General features: G+C 35.6%; 18 protein-coding genes. 11 read left to right on the top strand and 7 right to left on the bottom strand.

Going from position 1 to position 17,011, the window contains the following annotated elements; genetic code table 11:
• From ACM55K_RS02440 to ACM55K_RS02460, 5 genes are all read right to left on the bottom strand, one after another.
• Positions 1 to 1,473 (bottom strand): sensor histidine kinase, encoded by a 1,473-nt coding sequence (locus ACM55K_RS02440; protein WP_416848661.1) that lies wholly within the window; start codon positions 1,471 to 1,473, stop codon positions 1 to 3.
• 2 nt (positions 1,474 to 1,475) lie between these two features.
• Positions 1,476 to 2,021, bottom strand: coding sequence for a CopD family protein (locus ACM55K_RS02445; protein ID WP_416848662.1), 546 nt, complete (start codon positions 2,019 to 2,021; stop codon positions 1,476 to 1,478).
• Positions 2,008 to 3,363, bottom strand: a complete 1,356-nt coding sequence (locus tag ACM55K_RS02450) for an MATE family efflux transporter (protein WP_416848973.1) — start codon at positions 3,361 to 3,363, stop codon at positions 2,008 to 2,010. The genes ACM55K_RS02445 and ACM55K_RS02450 overlap by 14 nt, the downstream gene beginning before the upstream one ends.
• A 1-nt stretch (position 3,364) precedes the next feature.
• Positions 3,365 to 4,426 carry a ferrochelatase gene (gene hemH / locus ACM55K_RS02455; RefSeq protein ID WP_416848663.1) on the bottom strand — a complete coding sequence of 354 codons (1,062 nt, stop codon included), beginning with the start codon at positions 4,424 to 4,426 and terminating at the stop codon, positions 3,365 to 3,367.
• Positions 4,427 to 4,525: 99 nt separating this feature from the next.
• Positions 4,526 to 5,401, bottom strand: coding sequence for a helix-turn-helix domain-containing protein (locus ACM55K_RS02460; protein WP_039108306.1), 876 nt, complete (start codon positions 5,399 to 5,401; stop codon positions 4,526 to 4,528).
• Positions 5,402 to 5,630: 229 nt separating this feature from the next.
• On the opposite strand from ACM55K_RS02460, the gene hemA reads away from it, so the two are divergent.
• The 11 genes from hemA (at position 5,631) to ACM55K_RS02515 (ending at position 15,534) form a co-directional block, all read left to right on the top strand.
• On the top strand, positions 5,631 to 6,887 hold the full coding sequence (gene hemA, locus ACM55K_RS02465; RefSeq protein WP_416848664.1) for a glutamyl-tRNA reductase: 1,257 nt from the start codon (positions 5,631 to 5,633) through the stop codon (positions 6,885 to 6,887).
• Positions 6,884 to 7,804 (top strand): hydroxymethylbilane synthase, encoded by a 921-nt coding sequence (hemC, locus tag ACM55K_RS02470; RefSeq protein WP_416848974.1) that lies wholly within the window; start codon positions 6,884 to 6,886, stop codon positions 7,802 to 7,804. The genes hemA and hemC overlap by 4 nt, the downstream gene beginning before the upstream one ends.
• The gene (locus ACM55K_RS02475) at positions 7,804 to 8,487 is read left to right on the top strand and encodes a uroporphyrinogen-III synthase (RefSeq protein WP_416848665.1); all 684 of its coding nucleotides are present in this window, start codon (positions 7,804 to 7,806) and stop codon (positions 8,485 to 8,487) included. Before hemC ends, ACM55K_RS02475 begins: the two co-directional genes overlap by 1 nt.
• 22 nt (positions 8,488 to 8,509) lie before the next feature.
• Positions 8,510 to 9,535 (top strand): uroporphyrinogen decarboxylase, encoded by a 1,026-nt coding sequence (gene hemE, locus ACM55K_RS02480; protein ID WP_416848666.1) that lies wholly within the window; start codon positions 8,510 to 8,512, stop codon positions 9,533 to 9,535.
• A gap of 142 nt (positions 9,536 to 9,677) precedes the next feature.
• Positions 9,678 to 10,058, top strand: coding sequence for a hypothetical protein (locus tag ACM55K_RS02485; protein WP_416848668.1), 381 nt, complete (start codon positions 9,678 to 9,680; stop codon positions 10,056 to 10,058).
• Positions 10,058 to 10,960 (top strand): oxygen-dependent coproporphyrinogen oxidase, encoded by a 903-nt coding sequence (gene hemF, locus ACM55K_RS02490; RefSeq protein ID WP_416848669.1) that lies wholly within the window; start codon positions 10,058 to 10,060, stop codon positions 10,958 to 10,960. Before ACM55K_RS02485 ends, hemF begins: the two co-directional genes overlap by 1 nt.
• A 66-nt stretch (positions 10,961 to 11,026) precedes the next feature.
• Positions 11,027 to 12,019 carry a porphobilinogen synthase gene (gene hemB / locus ACM55K_RS02495; RefSeq protein ID WP_416848670.1) on the top strand — a complete coding sequence of 331 codons (993 nt, stop codon included), beginning with the start codon at positions 11,027 to 11,029 and terminating at the stop codon, positions 12,017 to 12,019.
• Between the two features lie 94 nt (positions 12,020 to 12,113).
• Positions 12,114 to 12,530, top strand: a complete 417-nt coding sequence (locus ACM55K_RS02500) for a c-type cytochrome (RefSeq protein ID WP_416848671.1) — start codon at positions 12,114 to 12,116, stop codon at positions 12,528 to 12,530.
• 219 nt (positions 12,531 to 12,749) lie between these two features.
• On the top strand, positions 12,750 to 13,220 hold the full coding sequence (locus ACM55K_RS02505; protein ID WP_416848672.1) for a methylated-DNA--[protein]-cysteine S-methyltransferase: 471 nt from the start codon (positions 12,750 to 12,752) through the stop codon (positions 13,218 to 13,220).
• Positions 13,221 to 13,302: 82 nt separating this feature from the next.
• Positions 13,303 to 14,016, top strand: a complete 714-nt coding sequence (locus ACM55K_RS02510; RefSeq protein WP_416848673.1) for a 3'-5' exonuclease — start codon at positions 13,303 to 13,305, stop codon at positions 14,014 to 14,016.
• Between the two features lie 78 nt (positions 14,017 to 14,094).
• Positions 14,095 to 15,534 carry a nucleoside recognition domain-containing protein gene (locus tag ACM55K_RS02515; RefSeq protein ID WP_416848674.1) on the top strand — a complete coding sequence of 480 codons (1,440 nt, stop codon included), beginning with the start codon at positions 14,095 to 14,097 and terminating at the stop codon, positions 15,532 to 15,534.
• Between the two features lie 86 nt (positions 15,535 to 15,620).
• On the opposite strand, the gene ACM55K_RS02520 is transcribed toward ACM55K_RS02515, so the two are convergent.
• The gene (locus ACM55K_RS02520; protein ID WP_416848675.1) at positions 15,621 to 16,280 is read right to left on the bottom strand and encodes a CoA transferase subunit B; all 660 of its coding nucleotides are present in this window, start codon (positions 16,278 to 16,280) and stop codon (positions 15,621 to 15,623) included.
• Positions 16,281 to 16,282: 2 nt separating this feature from the next.
• Entirely contained in the window at positions 16,283 to 16,984 is a 702-nt protein-coding gene (locus tag ACM55K_RS02525) for a CoA transferase subunit A (protein WP_416848676.1), read from the bottom strand.
• Between the last annotated feature and the right edge of the window lie 27 nt (positions 16,985 to 17,011).

Raw genomic sequence — 17,011 nt, forward strand, 5'->3', positions numbered from 1 at the left:
TTAGGAGTTAATTATTGGAAGTGAAACCGTGAAAGTGGTTCCTTTTCCAAATTCAGTATCAAAGGTAATCGTTCCTTTATAATTTTCGATAATGTTTTTAATAATACCAAGACCAAGCCCCATTCCGCTACTTTTAGTGGTAAATTTTGGTTCGAATATACGGCTGATGTCTTTCGGCTGAATCCCGATTCCGTTGTCCATAACAGTAATCAGAACGTTGTTTAAATCTTTTTTTATCGTTACAATAATTGATTTTTCTTCTTGGTTTTCAGGAATGGATTGAATTGCATTTTTAACTAAATTTGTAATAATACGGATGAGTTGGGTTCGGTCTATTTTCGAAATAATTTCGGGAGAATCACTTTGAAATACAATATATTCTTCATTGAAAATATCCATGGCCAGTTCTACTACTTGCACTACGTTCAAGGTTTCATTTTGTTGCGCCGGCATCGATGCAAAATTTGAGAAAGCCGATGCAACGGCATTCATCGTATCAATTTGTTGTATCAAAGTTTCGGAGTAATCCTTCATCTTTTGCTTTATATCAGCATCATTCGGATCAAATTTTCTTTGAAAACTCTGTACCGTCAGTCGCATTGGCGTAAGCGGATTCTTGATTTCATGGGCCACCTGTTTTGCCATTTCGCGCCAGGCTTCTTCTCGTTCACTCTGTGCTAGTTTTATGGCGCTTTTTTCCAATTCATCAACCATTCCGTTGTATGCTTTTATCAATAAATTAATTTCTTTGCTATTGGCCTCTAATACAATTTTCTCGTTTTTTTGATATAGGCTAGTCTCACTTAATTTGTCTGAAATGGTTTTTAAAGATTTTGTGATGTAGGAAGAAAGAAAATAAGCCACCGCAAAAGCAACAATCAACATGAAGGAATATACTTGTCCTAAGCGAATGAGGAAACTATTCAATTCATTTTCATAAAACCCGTCATCTTCAACGTAAGGCAAATTTAAAATACCAAGTGGTTTAAATTTGTCGTCTTTTATCTGGCTGTATGAAGAACGATTTTTAACGCCGTTAATGGTTTTGATATCAACGTATCTTTTTTCAATAGAAGAACGAACTAATTTCAGGATATATTTTGGGATAGAAGGTGATACTTTATCAACTGAAAATGATTCTTTGGATGATTTGAGCAGTTTTCCTTCTAAGCTGTAAATGTTGATCTCAATATTGTGAATTTGGGCTAATTCATGTATTTTATCTTTAAAAATCAGGCCTAAATTCGCAGTTGTTAACGGATAAGTTGTTGTGGAAAGTACATAATTTATATGTTGCTTTACTGCATTTTCATTCCGTTCTAAACGTTCTTGATGGTATTCTTTGGCTTCATTTTTAAATTGAATAATTGAAATGGAAGCTAATAAAATGGAAGCCATAACTATCAATACAATCATGGAAAGGAAAATCCTAACCCGCAATGAAAGCATTGTTGTCTTGAAGTTATTAAACATAATTAAGATTGATTTCTTTCTCGAATTCTTTTATAAAATTTAAAACCCAGCATAATTAAAACGGAAAAGATAAAGATTCCAATTACGCCATAAATCCAGTTGACCGCATTTTTAGCAATGATTAAAAAAACGACCGCAAATAAAATTATGGTTGCGCCTTCATTCCACAAGCGCATAAAATTTGACGTGTATTTTATTTCATCATTTTGCAAATGATTGTAAATTTGTTGGCATTTTAAATGATATAAATAAAGTACAAAAACAAAGCCAAACTTTACTTGCATGTAATCTAACTGAATTAAACTTGGATTCAGATAAAGTAATGAAAAAGCAAATAGACTAGCTAAAACTGCCGAAGGCCAGGTAATAATGTACCATAAGCGATAGGTCATTATTTTGTATTGTTTTTGGAGAATTTCTTTTTCCGGTGATGGTTTTTGTGCCGCTTCAATTTGGTAAACAAACAAGCGAACAATATAAAATAATCCTGCAAACCATGTGATTACAAAGATTAAGTGTAAAGATTTTAGGTAATTATAATATTCCATCAGTAGTTTGAATCAATTTTGTGTTCATTTCTTTTTTTAGAAAATAGCCAGTAAGTATTGTGGATAAAACATCAGCAATTGGGAATGCAATCCATACTCCAAAAATACCTAAAAAATTTGGTAGAATCAGCACTAACGGGATTAGGAAAAATCCTTGTTTGCTTAACGTCAAAAGCAATGCTTTTTTTGCTTTTCCCGCAGCCTGAAAATAGGCCGCCCCAATTAACTGGATAGATATGATTGGCGAAGCCGCAAAAACCCAGCGCAACGCTTCAGGAGTTTGAGCCATCACCAATGAATCTGTGGTAAAGATGGCCACGATTGGTTTGGCAAAAATCAAAATAACAACAAAAATAAGCGTGGCCAAAAAAGCAGCATATTTTATCGAAAGCAGGACACTTTCCTTGACTCTTTCGTAATTCATAGCACCGTAATTGAAGCCTGCAATTGGCAGAAAGCCTTGTGTAATTCCCAGAATCGGAAACAATGCGAACATCAACATTCGGCTGATAATCCCATAAATCACCACAGAATGTTCACCTCCGTAGGAATATAAAGTATGGTTTATGATGATAGCTAAAATACTCACTACGCCCTGTCTTGAAAAAGTCACAAAACTGAGTTCGGTGATTTCTTTTACAATGGGAATTTTAAATTTAAAATGTCTCGCTTTTAATTTTAATTCGCTTTTAAAAACAAAAAACCATGACACAAATACAAAACACATGAAATAGGATATTGCTGAAGCCAATGCGGACCCAAACATTCCTAAATTCATCACTTTTATAAAAAGAATATCAAGTACAATATTTACAAAAGCTGGAATAATCATGGCAATCATAGCAAATTTGGCTTTGCCTTCTGCACGGATAATATTATTTCCCATCATGCAAAGTGCAAGAAATGGAACGCTGATAATTATGGGAAAGAAAAATTCCTTCGCGGGTTTCATTATTTCTCCTTTGGCGCCAAAAAGCAACAGCATTTCATCACTAAAAAACAAACCAAAAATCACAAAAACGCATGACAATAAAAATGTCATCATGATTTGATTGCCAAAAGTATATAACGCTTTTTCCTTGTGATTGGATCCCAAAGCTCTTGAAAGAACGGAACCTCCCCCCACGCCAATTGCCATTCCCAATGAAGAAATCAAAAAGGTGATTGGCAATACTACGGTTACCGCTGCAATGGCTAAAGAGCCGATCCATTGTCCTACAAATATGGTATCGACTAAAATATTAACCGACATGAATAAAATTCCAATGGATGACGGAACTGCTTGTTTTATCAACAGTTTTTTGATGTCCTGTGTTCCTAATTCATCAGCGGTAACGGTCATTTTAAGCGTTTGCTTTTTCAGAATCAACTTCTTTTTTATTAGAAGAAGATGCGTTGGACCAGTTCGTAATCCAACTACTCACGGTTTTACACCAATCGTCGCTGTCGTTCAAACAAGGAATTGCTAGAAATTCTTCACCTCCGTGTTCTTTAAACTGATGGTTGGCTTCCATGGCAATTTCTTCCAAAGTCTCCAAACAATCTGAAACAAAAGCTGGCGTTACAACGGCAAGTTTTTTAATTCCTTTTTCGGGCATTTTGTTCACTTCAACGTCAGTGTAAGGCGTCAACCATTTGTCTCCCGCCAATCTGGATTGAAAGGTTTGGCTGTATTTTCCGTCTGGTATTCCCAGTAATTTTACGACTTGTTTTGTGGTTTCATAACATTGGTGACGGTAACAAAATTCATGTGCCGGTGAAGGCGTGTTGCAACAGGAATCGTCAATTTTGCAATGTGATTTGGTAATGTCCGTCTTGCGAATGTGACGCTCCGGAATTCCGTGGTACGAGAATAATAGATGATCGTAATCAAAACCTTTTAAATGACCTTTAATAGAATCGGCAAGATTTTTTAAATAATCCGGTTTGTTATAAAATGCAGGAACGATGGTAAATTTCATTTCCGGAAAGTGCTTTTTACGCAAGTCTTCGGCCAGTTCCAGAATAGTAGTTGTAGAAGCCATCGCATGTTGTGGATACAATGGGAAAAGTAATACTTCATTGACGCCCTTATCATGCAATTCTTGTAAACCAGATAGTAAAGATGGATTTCCATAACGCATCGCTAAGGAAACAGGAATGTCAACTAATTGTTTTACTTTTTCGTGCATTCTTTTGGAAATAACTACAAGCGGAGAACCTTCGTCCCACCATATTTTTGCGTAAGCGGCGGCAGATTTTTTAGGTCTTGTTTGTAAAATTATTCCACGAACTAATAATGCTCGCAATAAAAACGGAACGTCAATTACGTATTTGTCCATTAAAAATTCATCTAAATACGGTTTAACATCTTTTGGAGTTGGACTTTCAGGAGAACCAAGATTTACTAATAATACACCTTTCATGTTATCTTTTTTTGTTGGTACAAAAGTAAATAAACTTACTTTTTTATAAATTGCGATTAACTATTTTTTATTTATTGTTTAATATAAGAAATCAATTCTTTACTGCATATTTGGGTTGATTGACATCAAATATTTTTTGGGCGTGGTTGCAAATTTCTTTTTGAATGCCGCTATAAAATGACTTCCGGTACTGTAGCCAATTTTCAATCCTACTTCGTTTACATTATAGGAACCACTATCCAGTAATTTTCGAGCAAAATCCATTTTGTAGTCAAATAGAAACCCGTAAACCGTATCACCATAAATTTGTTTGAAACCCATTTTTAGTTTCTTTAGATTCAGACCTATTTCATCTGCCAATTCCTGTAATCCTGGCGGTTCGGCCATATTGGCTATGATGATTTCTTTGGCTTTTTTAATTTTCATTACATTATCCTCATCTATTAAAAAAGGACATTGTTCCGCATTTGGATCTTCAGTTCTGTTGAAATACAAACTCAATAATTCATACCCTTTTCCTTTATAATAGAGGTTTTTTATGGACGGATGCAAACTGTAATGAAACAATTGAGATAAAACAATTGCCATCGACGGACTGATATTTCCTTCGTTATAATATTTTTTGTCCTTATTGTCGGCACTTAAAAAGGTGATATAATCAGCTTCTGTCGAAAACAAAGCGTGGAACTTTTTGATGGAAATAATCACAGAAATCACCCAGGAATTTGGCGCTAACTCCAGATTCAAAGGCAATTCTTTCTGAGGATTGTATAAGAGCAACGATTTTTCTTCTTTTAATTCCAAAGCATAATTCCCTTGATTGAAGATGAATTTGGCACTTCCTTTTAATCCGAAATGAAATTGAATCAGCCCGCTACTGACTTCGCGTTGGGCATTAAAGGCCTCGGCGCTGTCATTTTGAAAACGAATGAGCGTGAAATCATCTTCAATTTTAATAATTTCTTGAGAACCCATAGCGACATTTTTAAATTAAAAATATGATAATTATCAGTAGAACTTGTTTAGAACTACTCTAAATAAGTGATTTATAATTACTTGATTTCACTACAAAAATAGAGTTTTTTATAATAAAATTGGCAAATAGAATTAAAAAATCATTTAACGATACAAAAAGAACTTCTAGCGTTACTTTTATAAATACTATAGTCATAATTTTGTGTCACTTTCTGGTAAAGTGCAAAATATGGAAAACAATAACACATCAAAGCATCATTATTTTTACTCCGTTGGATTGAGTTATAAAAAAGCAGATGCTGAGATTAGAGGAAAATTTAGTTTAGATGCTGCTGCAAAAACGCGTTTATTGGAACAAGCCAAAACGGAAGGAATAGAGAGTTTAATAGTTACTTCAACCTGCAACCGAACTGAAATTTATGGTTTCGCGGAGCATCCTTTTCAATTGATCAAATTAATTTGCGAAAACAGTCAGGGTTCTGTTGAAGCATTTCAAAAAGTTGGTTTTGTTTATAAAAACCAAGAAGCGATAAGTCATTTGTTTCGAGTAGGAACCGGCTTGGATAGTCAGATCTTGGGTGATTTCGAAATTATTGCTCAAATAAAATCCAGTTTTGCACAATCAAAATCTTTTGGTTTAGCCAATACTTTTATGGAAAGATTGGTGAATGCCGTTATACAAGCCAGTAAAAAGATAAAAACCGATACGGAGATTAGCTCAGGTGCTACTTCGGTTTCTTTTGCGGCAGTTCAATATATTTTCAAGAATGTAGATGACATTGGAAATAAAAATATCCTATTATTCGGTACTGGGAAAATTGGTAGAAATACCTGTGAAAATTTAGTAAAACATACTAAAAACGAGCATATTACTTTAATTAATAGAACGAAAGCCAAAGCAGAGGCGCTAGCCGGGAAATTGAATTTAATCGTAAAAGATTATTCAGAATTGCATCTGGAGCTGCAAAAAGCAGATGTTGTTGTTGTGGCTACGGGTGCTCAAAATCCTACGGTCGATAAAGCAATTCTGAATTTAAAGAAACCGTTGTTGATTCTGGATTTATCCATTCCGAAAAATGTCAATGAAGATGTGGAAGAAATTGAAGGCGTTACATTAATTCACATGGATTATTTGTCACAATTAACCGACGAAACTTTAGAAAACAGAAAAAAACACATTCCTGCAGCAGAAGCAATTATTGAAGAAATAAAAGAAGAATTTATTACTTGGACCAAAGGCAGAAAATTTGCTCCCACAATCCATGCTTTAAAAGCAAAATTGAATGCTATAAAAACATCCGAATTGGATTTTCAAAGCAAGAAAATTTCAAATTTCAATGAAGAACAAGCGGAGATTATCAGCAACAGAATTATCCAAAAAATAACGACACATTTTGCAAACCATTTGAAAGATGATGATACTATGGTTGATGAAAGTATCGAATGGATTGAGAAAGTTTTCAAAATAGGAGCGACTACAAAATAATGAATAAAACCATACGAATAGGAACACGCGATAGTGAACTCGCGCTTTGGCAAGCCCATACTGTCGAAAAAAGACTAAACGATTTAGGATATAAAACCGAAATTATTGCAGTAAAATCACAAGGAGATATTCTTCTCGACAAACCACTCTACGAATTAGGAATCACAGGAATTTTTACTAAAACGCTGGATATCGCCATGATCAATGGTCAGGTTGATATTGCGGTGCATTCCATGAAAGATGTTCCTACGGCTTTGCCAATAGGAATTGTGCAAGCGGCTGTTCTTGAAAGAGCGAATACGTTGGATATTTTGGTACACAAAGGAAACCTTGATTTTCTTAACGGAGAAGGAACAATTGCCACAGGCAGTTTGCGTCGTCAGGCACAATGGCTGAATAAATATCCCAATCACAATGTAGTTGATTTACGTGGAAACGTAAACACCAGAATGCAGAAATTACAGGACAGCGATTGGAACGGAGCTGTTTTTGCGGCTGCAGGATTGGAAAGAATTAACTTGAAACCTTCAAATTATATTGATTTGGATTGGATGATTCCGGCGCCGGCTCAAGGCGCAATGGTAATTGTTGCAATGGCAAATGATGATTTTTGCAGAGAAGCCGTTTCTGAATTGAATGATATTGATACCGAAGTATGTACCCATATTGAAAGACAGTTTTTAAAAACACTCGAAGGCGGTTGTACCGCACCAATAGGTGCTTTGGCAGTTTTTGTAGAAGATGATATTTTGTTTAAAGGTGTTTTGTTTTCTATCGATGGAAAGCAAAAAATCGAAATCGAAAAAACCGTTCCGATGCAAGAATGGAAGAAATTAGGCTTTTATTGTGCCAAAGAAATTTTAGAAAATGGCGGGATAGAATTGATGACAGAAATTAAAATTAATTTGAAGAAATAATGAGCCAAACAAGCATTTTATCCACCAAAACATTGTCGGCAGAACAGAGGCAAGTATTTCTTGACGCTAATTTTGATCTTTTAGAACAAGATTTCATCGAAATTAAAAACAACCTTTTTGAACTGAAGACCATCAACAACAACTTAATTTTTAGCAGCCAAAATGCTGTTTTAAGTTTGATGGAACAAAATGGTTGGGAAGTTTTAAAGACTAAACCTGTTTTTTGTGTAGGTATTAAAACCAAGGAATTACTTGAATTACATGGCTTCACAGTTGATGTTTATTTGGATTACGCATCTGAATTAGCCGAAATAATCACTTTAATTTATAATAAGGAAAGCTATACTTTTTTGAGCGGAAATTTGCGTAAAGAAACGTTGCCTGAAGCATTAAAAAGCGCAGGAATAACTTTTAATGAAATCGAAGTTTATCAAACAACACTTGCGCCTTTTAAAATATCAGATCAAGAAAATTTTGACGGGATTCTATTTTTTAGTCCATCTGCCGTTGAAAGTTATTTGACAAATAATAAAATCAAGAATGAAGTTTGCTTTTGCGTAGGCACTACTACAGCATCAGCATTAGAAACAAAGAAAATTAAAAACATAGTAATTGCCGAAACACCAACTATTGAAGAGGTGATTTTGGAAGTTATTGAATATTATAAAACGGAAAGCATCTAGCAATCTGCTAAAATTTAAATACATGATTAAGAACGACCTATTTTTAAGAGCACTAAAAGGAGAAACAGTACAACGTCCACCAGTTTGGATGATGCGTCAAGCGGGAAGATATTTGCCGGAATTCATTGCTTTGCGTGATAAATATGATTTCTTTACCCGTTGTCAAACTCCAGAATTAGCTGCAGAAATCACCGTACAACCAATACGAAGAATTGCTCCGGATGCTGCGATTTTATTTTCGGATATTTTGGTAATTCCGCAGGCCATGGGAATTGAGGTGTTGATGAAAGAAAATTTTGGTCCGTTTTTGCCAAATCCTATTCGTACGATTCAAGATGTAGAAAAAGTAATCGTTCCAGATGTTAATGAAACATTAGAATACGTTTTTGACGCTATCAAATTGACCAAAGAAATGTTGAATGATGAGGTGCCATTAATTGGTTTTGCAGGTTCTCCTTGGACAATTATGTGTTATGCAGTGGAAGGGAAAGGTTCTAAAAGTTTTGATATGGCCAAAGGATTTTGTTTCCAACATCCAGAAGCAGCACATGTTTTATTACAAAAAATTACCGATACCACTATTTTATATTTAAAAGAAAAAGTAAAAGCAGGAGTAAACGCTGTGCAAATTTTTGACTCTTGGGGCGGAATGTTATCTCCAGTGGATTATCAGGAATTCTCTTGGAAATACATCAACCAAATCATTGAAGCTTTAGCTGATGATGCCCCAGTAATTGTTTTTGGAAAAGGATGTTGGTTTGCATTAGGCGAAATGGGAAAAAGTAGAGCATCAGCATTAGGTGTTGACTGGACTTGTTCTCCAAGAAATGCAAGATACTTATCAGGTGGAAACATCACATTACAAGGAAATTTTGATCCGTCAAGATTGTTGTCTCCAATTCCGGTTATCAAGAAAATGGTACATGAAATGATCGATGAATTCGGAAAAGACAAATACATCGTGAATTTAGGTCACGGAATTTTACCAAATATTCCTGTGGATCATGCGAAAGCGTTTATTGATGCGGTGAAGGAATACAATCAGTAGTAAACATTTTTCAGAAAACTGGACTAAATCCAGCCTTAGAAAATGTACAGCCTATGGCTCTTAGAAGTGCGTAAAAGTTCCATATGAACGTCGTGTCGTGTAGCAACGGATTTTAATCCGTTGAATAATAAATAATTAAAAAATGCTAAACAAAGGATTACGAGACCAGGAAAGTACGCGAATAGACAATGTACTAAAGACATTGCTTTCCATCGTTTTTGTGCCTAAGTTTTGGAATTTAGAAGATAAAATCGAGATAGAAGATCAATTGAAAGACTTTGGATTAAACATTCAAAGTCTGATCGATTGTAGTGAAAAGGACTTAATCACACATTTATTACGGTGTCATTTGGATTGGAATCAGTTAGAACAACTTGCTGATTTTTTAGTGATTGGTTCGAAAGACAATCCGTTTGATTTTTCTGAAAAAGCGATTGCCATTTACAACTACATTCAAAAGGAAAGCAAAATATTTTCGTTTGGAATTAATAGTAAAATAGCTGCAGCAAAAGCAAATTTATAATGAAAGAACAATTTTATCAATACATACAAAACCTTCAAGACCAAATCTGTAAAGGATTAGAAGCGGTAGAAGGTCAAGCTAAATTTAGAGAAGACCTTTGGGAACGTCCGGAGGGTGGCGGTGGAAGAACTCGAGTGATTGAGAAAGGATCAGTTTTCGAAAAAGGCGGTGTCAATATTTCGGCAGTTCACGGGAAATTACCGGAAGCGATGCAGAAGATGTTCAATGTAGGTGAAGCTGATTTTTTTGCCTGCGGATTGAGTTTGGTTTTGCACCCAAAAAACCCAATGGTTCCTACGGTTCATGCCAATTGGCGTTATTTCGAAATGTACGATGACAACGGAAATGTAATTCAGCAATGGTTTGGTGGCGGACAGGATTTAACACCCTATTATCTGTTTGAAGAAGATGCCATTCATTTTCATCAAACCTGTAAAGCTGCTTGCGACAAACACAATCCGGAGTTTTATCCAAAATACAAGAAACAATGTGATGCCTATTTTTGGAACGCTCATCGTTATGAAGCCCGTGGAATCGGCGGATTGTTTTTCGATTATTGCAAAGCAACGGAGATTATGTCTATGGATAACTGGTTCAACTTTGTTTCAGAAGTTGGCAATAGTTTTCTCGAAGCGTATGTTCCAATTGTAGAAAAAAGAAAAAATTTACCCTACACTCCCGAGCAAAGAACGTGGCAGGAAATCCGCCGTGGTCGTTATGTAGAGTTCAATTTGGTTCACGATAAAGGCACTTTATTTGGACTAAAAACTAACGGAAGAATCGAAAGTATCCTGATGAGTTTACCACCACATGTACAATGGGTATACGACCATCATGCAGAAGCCGGAAGCGAAGAAGAAAAGTTAGTACAAGTTTTAGAAAATCCAAGAGACTGGCTTTAGATTTATTTTGAATTTTAAATTTTAAATGGGTTTAACTTTTAAACCTGAAACTTTAAACAAAAATATATGTTCCCATTACACAGAGGCAGAAGATTAAGAACTAATGAATCCATTAGAAGTTTAGTTCGTGAAACCAGTTTAAGTCCAGCTGACTTTATGTTTCCCATGTTTGTTGCTGAAGGTGAAAGTGTACAAGTGGAAATTGCTTCTATGCCAGGTATATTTCGTCGTTCTATCGATTTAACAGTAATAGAAATCCGTGAATTATTCGATTTAGGCATTCGTGCGGTCAATATTTATGTAAAAGTCAGTGAAAATTTAAAAGACAATACAGGACTCGAAGCTTGGAACCCAAACGGATTAATGCAAAACGCCATTCGTGCCATTAAAACGGCTTGTCCGGAAATGATTGTAATGCCTGATGTGGCTTTAGACCCTTATTCTATTTATGGTCATGACGGAATTATTGCAAACGGCGATATAGAAAATGATTCGACTGTTGATGCTTTAGTTAAAATGGCCGTTTCTCATGCGCAAGCTGGTGCCGATTTTGTAGCGCCATCGGATATGATGGACGGACGCGTGCTGCGTTTGCGCGAAGGTTTAGACGCTGCCGGTTTTCATAACGTAGGCATAATGAGTTATTCGGCAAAATATGCGTCTGCTTTTTACGGACCGTTCCGCGATGCATTAGACAGTGCTCCTGTTGATGCCACTGAAATTCCAAAAGATAAAAAAACATACCAAATGGATTATGCCAATCGCATTGAAGCCATTAAAGAAGCGTTATGGGATGTAGAAGAAGGTGCCGATATGGTGATGGTAAAACCAGGAATTGCCTATTTAGACATCGTTCGTGAGGTTAAAAATGCGGTGAATGTTCCCGTAACGGTCTATCATGTTTCAGGGGAATACGCCATGATTAAAGCTGCTGCCGAAAGAGGTTGGCTCGATCATGATAAAATTATGATGGAACAATTAATGTGCATCAAAAGAGCAGGAGCAAGTTTGATTTCGACCTATTTTGCTAAAGAAGCAGCCGTACTTTTGAACAAATAAATTCAGATTTTTTTGATTCTAATAATTTTATTTCATTTTTTTGATTTTAATTTCAAAAAATAAATTATTTTTGAGAAAACTAAAAAAAACCAAAATGAAAAGAGTATTAATAATTGCAATCGCATTTTTAGCTTTTTCTTGTAAAAAGCAAGAAGCTGAACCAACTGAAAAACAAGCAGAGCCTGCAGCATCAGAGGCAGCATCTTCTGAAGGAATGGCAGAAGAAGTTCAAACACCAGAACAATTAGGGAAACAAATCTTTGAAGGAAAAGGAACTTGTATCTCTTGTCATAAAACAGATGTGAAGCTAATAGGGCCAAGTTTACAAGATATAGCCAAAATATATAAAGAGAAAAACGGAAATATAGTCACTTTCCTAAAAGAGAAGAGTGAACCTATTGTTGATGCTTCTCAATATGCATTAATGAAACCTAATCTTGTCCTTACAAAAACGTTTACTGACGAAGAATTACAGGCGCTAGAAGCATATGTTTATTCAAATCTGAAATAGATTTAGTCTAAAATATGGAACTAATCCCGCGATCATTCCAATCTTTTATTTTTTAAAGAAAAAAATAAAAGGATTTTCCCTTCTGTCGGGGCTATAAAACAAGAACCATTCGTGTAATCGAATGGTTTTTTTATTTCTAACACGATTCAATTTTTTATTTCTTTACAATCTTTGTGTCTTCTACAGGAACATTGTGGTTAATTTTTTTATCTTTAAAATATGGAAACGGCTTATATCAAAACACCTTTAGGAATGGCAACAATCATTGGCGATGAAAATGGTATTTCGGTAATTTCAGTTAGTGATGAAGGAACCGTTTCAACAATAATCCCAACTGTTTTACAAGAAGCGATCTCGCAACTCAACGATTATTTCGAGGGAAAAAGAACCGATTTTGATTTTGCCCTGAATCCAAAAGGAACTGAATTCCAACAAAAAGTATGGAAAGGATTACTCGAAATTCCATTTGGGAAAACATGTAGTTATATGGATTTATCCAAAAAATTAGGCGATGTCAAAGCGATTCGAGCAGTGGCTTCTGCCAATGGAAAAAACCCACTTTGGATTGTCGTTCCCTGCCACCGAGTCATTGGAACAGATGGTTCACTTACAGGATATGCAGGCGGTTTGTGGCGTAAAAAATGGCTATTAGAACATGAAAACCCAACGACACAACAAAGTTTGTTTTAGTTTTTTGTCAATAAATTCCTTATATTCGGTTAAGGAAATCCGTGTAAATCTGTAAAAACCGCGTCATCTGCGTGCCATAAAAATGATAGAAAAAATAAACCTCAATAACATCCTGTTTCTCGACATAGAAACCGTTCCGGAAGCGGAGGATTTCAATGCTCTGGATGCGGAAATGAAAGACCTTTGGGAGCACAAAACCCAATACCAGCGCAAAGATGAATACAGTCCGGAGGATTTTTATGAACGTGCGGGAATTTGGGCCGAGTTTGGTAAAATCGTTTGTATTTCCGTGGGGTATTTTACGATTAAAGGCGATATTCGGAATTTTAGGGTAACTTCCTTTTTTGGAGAAGAAAAGAAAATTCTACATGATTTTATCAATCTGCTAAACAATCATTTCAATCAGCCGCAACACGTTTTGTGTGGTCATAATGCCAAGGAATTTGATATCCCCTTCATTGCCCGACGCATGATTATCAACCAAATTGCCATTCCCAACAAACTGAATTTATTTGGAAAAAAACCTTGGGAAATCCCACATTTGGATACGTTGGAATTATGGAAATTCGGAGATTATAAACATTATACTTCTTTAAAATTAATGTGTAAAGTACTCGGAATTCCTTCTCCAAAAGGCGATATCGATGGCAGTCAAGTAGGACATGTTTTTTATGTAGATAAAGATATTGACCGCATTGTAACCTACTGCGAGAAAGACACCATTGCCGTGGCGCAAATTTTCTTAAGATTACGTAGAGAAGAATTGTTGATTGAGGACGAAATTATTCATGTTTAAATTGTCGCAACCCAATCAGGGTTCAAAACCCTGATTGGGTTTATTAATAAATAATTACATTTACAAAAATTATAAATTATGGTACTGAGTAGATTCTGGTTGGTTATTTTTATTTCAGCAATTGTATTTGTAGTGTTTAGTTTGTTTTCTGGAGACAGTTATACCATTGACCACGTTTTGAATGGAAAGAAAGATGATCCAATTCTGATTTCAGAGAAATTCGCAGAACAGCTTCCTGCCTTTATTAAAGACAGCATCAAAAAAGCTCCAGAACAAACCATGATTATCAATCGGGATACGCTAAATCCTGACACAACTTATGTTTATAAGAACAAAACCGTAAAAATATATAGTGGTGTTCAAAAATCAGATGGTTTATTGCCAACTTGTAAAAGTACTTTGCTAGAATTAATCCTTCCGCTGATGGCTTATTTGGCTTTTTTCTGTGGATTGATGGAACTTTTAATCATTTCAGGAGCCTCAGGAAAGTTGGCTAAAGCATTGAGTCCCGTTTTTGTAAAAGTGTTTCCCAGTATTCCCAAAAACCATCCTTCCATTTCTTATATGACCTTAAATTTTGCTGCCAATTTCTTAGGATTAGATTCTGCCGCAACTCCTTTTGGTCTAAAAGCCATGGAGAGTTTACAAGAAATAAATCCAGATAAAGACAAGGCGAGTGATGCACAAATTATGTTCATGTGTTTGCATGCTTCAGGTCTTACTTTAATCGCTACTTCTATTATAGGATACCGGGCTGCTGCAAATGCAAGTAATCCCGCGGATGTAATGTTGCCTTGTATTATTACTTCTTTTATAGGAACAATTGCGGCTTTTCTGATAGTTGGAATCAAACAAAAAATCAATTTCAAAAGTGCTTCTTTGGTTATCGTATTGATAACATTAATAGCAGCAATTGTTGGTTTGTTGATGTATGTAAATCATTTGGATTTAATTGGAAAAAACTATTTCACGTCTAATCTTTCTGCTTTAATATTAATTGGAATTATTGCCTTTACCTTGATTTTTTCGTTTATTCATGAGAAAAAATTTACTGAGGCATCTACTACAGTTTTTGAAAGTTTTGTAGTGGGAGCCAATAATGGTGTGAAAACTGGCGTGACTATTTTTCCATACGTTTTGGGCATGTTAGTAGCCATTTCTTTATTCAGAAACAGTGGTTTATTTGAAATTATAAGCAATTGGATCGCTTTCATTTTTTCTAATATGGGTGTAAGTAAGGAAATTACGGACGCTTTACCGGTCGCTTTACTTCGTCCCTTTAGTTCGGCCGGATCAAGAGGTTTTTTGATTGACTCGATGAATACTTTTGGAGCCGATTCCTTAACGGCAAGATTGAGTAGTATTTTTCAATGTAGTGCCGAAAGTACTTTTTATGTGATAGCCGTTTATTTTGGGTCAGTAAATATTAAAAATACTCGTTATGCCTTAGGAACGATGCTTATAGTCGATTTAATTTGTGTGATTACTGCTATTTTTGTAGCGACTTGGTTTTTTTAAACTAAAAAGGGGAGGAATTATAAAACATAAAACCACGAATTTCAATCTTGAAATTCGTGGTTTTATGTTTTATAAAAGTGTTGATTTTAATCAATAACCATCTCCGGAACGTCACCTTCAATAATTAAATTTGCTTCAGTAGAAGCGATGATGTGTGCTACGGTTACACCTGGTGCGCGTTCCAAGAGTTTGAAACCTTGCGGTGTTATTTCTAAAACGGCTAATTCAGTAACTACTTTTTTAACGCAACCTACACCTGTTAATGGCAACGTACATTTTTTAAGTATTTTAGATTCACCGGCTTTGTTAACGTGCATCATGGCTACAATAATATTTTCGGCTGAAGCCACTAAATCCATTGCGCCACCCATTCCTTTGACCATTTTACCGGGGATTTTCCAGTTGGCAATATCACCGTTTTCGGCAACTTCCATTGCACCAAGGATTGTTAAGTCAACATGTTGTCCACGAATCATTCCAAAACTGAATGCTGAGTCGAAGAAACTTGCTCCGGGCAAAGTAGTTATGGTTTGTTTTCCTGCATTGATTAAATCAGCATCTTCATCGCCTTCAAAAGGGAATGGACCCATACCGAGAATTCCGTTTTCACTTTGAAATTCAACGTCAATTCCTTCTGGAATATAATTAGCCACTAATGTTGGAATTCCGATTCCGAGATTCACGTAATAGTTGTGTTTTAATTCTTTGGCAATGCGTTTTGCAATTTGATTTTTATCTAAAGCCATAATTAGAAAATTTTTCTCACGGTTCTTTGTTCAATTCTTTTTTCATAATTCACACCTTGAAAAATTCTATTTACAAGTATTCCTGGAGTATGAATTTCATTTGGATCTAAACTTCCTGCGGGCAATAATTCTTCTACTTCGGCAATGGTGATTTTTGCTGCTCCAGCCATACAAGGATTGAAATTTCTTGCAGTTCCTTTGAATATTAAGTTTCCGGCTTCGTCACCTTTCCAAGCTTTTACAATGGCAAAATCAGCTTTGAAAGCATGTTCCATAACGTGCATTTTTCCATTGAATTCACGTACTTCTTTACCTTCAGCTACTTCGGTTCCATAACCTGCGGGAGTGAAAAAAGCTGGAATTCCTGCTTGTGCCGCACGACAACGTTCTGCAAGTGTTCCTTGAGGAATAAGGTCCACTTCGAGTTCACCGGAAAGCATTTGACGTTCAAATTCAGCATTTTCTCCTACATAGGAAGAAATCATTTTCTTGATTTGACGTTTTTGCAAAAGCAATCCAAGACCAAAATCATCTACACCGGCATTGTTAGAAATACAGGTTAAATCCTTGTTTTCTTTTTTTACTAATTCGGCGATGGAGTTTTCTGGGATTCCACATAGTCCAAAACCGCCCAGCATTATGGTCATTCCGTTTTCAATTCCTTGAAGTGCGTCTTGAACGGTGTTTACTTTTTTATTGATCATAGTATGTTTTTTAGCCCATCCCGAAAC

Source organism: Flavobacterium arabinosi, from assembly GCF_048158725.1.
Taxonomy (GTDB): domain Bacteria; phylum Bacteroidota; class Bacteroidia; order Flavobacteriales; family Flavobacteriaceae; genus Flavobacterium; species Flavobacterium arabinosi.

What these genes read in the sequence shown, in the direction of transcription:
- ACM55K_RS02505 (WP_416848672.1), top strand. Translation starts at nt 12,750, where the DNA reads ATGGAAACGGCTTATATCAAAACACCTTTAGGAATGGCAACAATCATT.
- hemF (WP_416848669.1), top strand. Translation starts at nt 10,058, where the DNA reads ATGAAAGAACAATTTTATCAATACATACAAAACCTTCAAGACCAAATC.
- ACM55K_RS02500 (WP_416848671.1), top strand. Translation starts at nt 12,114, where the DNA reads ATGAAAAGAGTATTAATAATTGCAATCGCATTTTTAGCTTTTTCTTGT.
- ACM55K_RS02475 (WP_416848665.1), top strand. Translation starts at nt 7,804, where the DNA reads ATGAGCCAAACAAGCATTTTATCCACCAAAACATTGTCGGCAGAACAG.
- ACM55K_RS02510 (WP_416848673.1), top strand. Translation starts at nt 13,303, where the DNA reads ATGATAGAAAAAATAAACCTCAATAACATCCTGTTTCTCGACATAGAA.
- ACM55K_RS02520 (WP_416848675.1), bottom strand. Translation starts at nt 16,280, where the DNA reads ATGGCTTTAGATAAAAATCAAATTGCAAAACGCATTGCCAAAGAATTA.
- hemH (WP_416848663.1), bottom strand. Translation starts at nt 4,426, where the DNA reads ATGAAAGGTGTATTATTAGTAAATCTTGGTTCTCCTGAAAGTCCAACT.
- hemE (WP_416848666.1), top strand. Translation starts at nt 8,510, where the DNA reads ATGATTAAGAACGACCTATTTTTAAGAGCACTAAAAGGAGAAACAGTA.
- hemA (WP_416848664.1), top strand. Translation starts at nt 5,631, where the DNA reads ATGGAAAACAATAACACATCAAAGCATCATTATTTTTACTCCGTTGGA.
- ACM55K_RS02440 (WP_416848661.1), bottom strand. Translation starts at nt 1,473, where the DNA reads ATGTTTAATAACTTCAAGACAACAATGCTTTCATTGCGGGTTAGGATT.
- ACM55K_RS02525 (WP_416848676.1), bottom strand. Translation starts at nt 16,984, where the DNA reads ATGATCAATAAAAAAGTAAACACCGTTCAAGACGCACTTCAAGGAATT.
- ACM55K_RS02460 (WP_039108306.1), bottom strand. Translation starts at nt 5,401, where the DNA reads ATGGGTTCTCAAGAAATTATTAAAATTGAAGATGATTTCACGCTCATT.
- ACM55K_RS02515 (WP_416848674.1), top strand. Translation starts at nt 14,095, where the DNA reads ATGGTACTGAGTAGATTCTGGTTGGTTATTTTTATTTCAGCAATTGTA.
- ACM55K_RS02450 (WP_416848973.1), bottom strand. Translation starts at nt 3,363, where the DNA reads ATGACCGTTACCGCTGATGAATTAGGAACACAGGACATCAAAAAACTG.
- ACM55K_RS02445 (WP_416848662.1), bottom strand. Translation starts at nt 2,021, where the DNA reads ATGGAATATTATAATTACCTAAAATCTTTACACTTAATCTTTGTAATC.
- ACM55K_RS02485 (WP_416848668.1), top strand. Translation starts at nt 9,678, where the DNA reads ATGCTAAACAAAGGATTACGAGACCAGGAAAGTACGCGAATAGACAAT.
- hemB (WP_416848670.1), top strand. Translation starts at nt 11,027, where the DNA reads ATGTTCCCATTACACAGAGGCAGAAGATTAAGAACTAATGAATCCATT.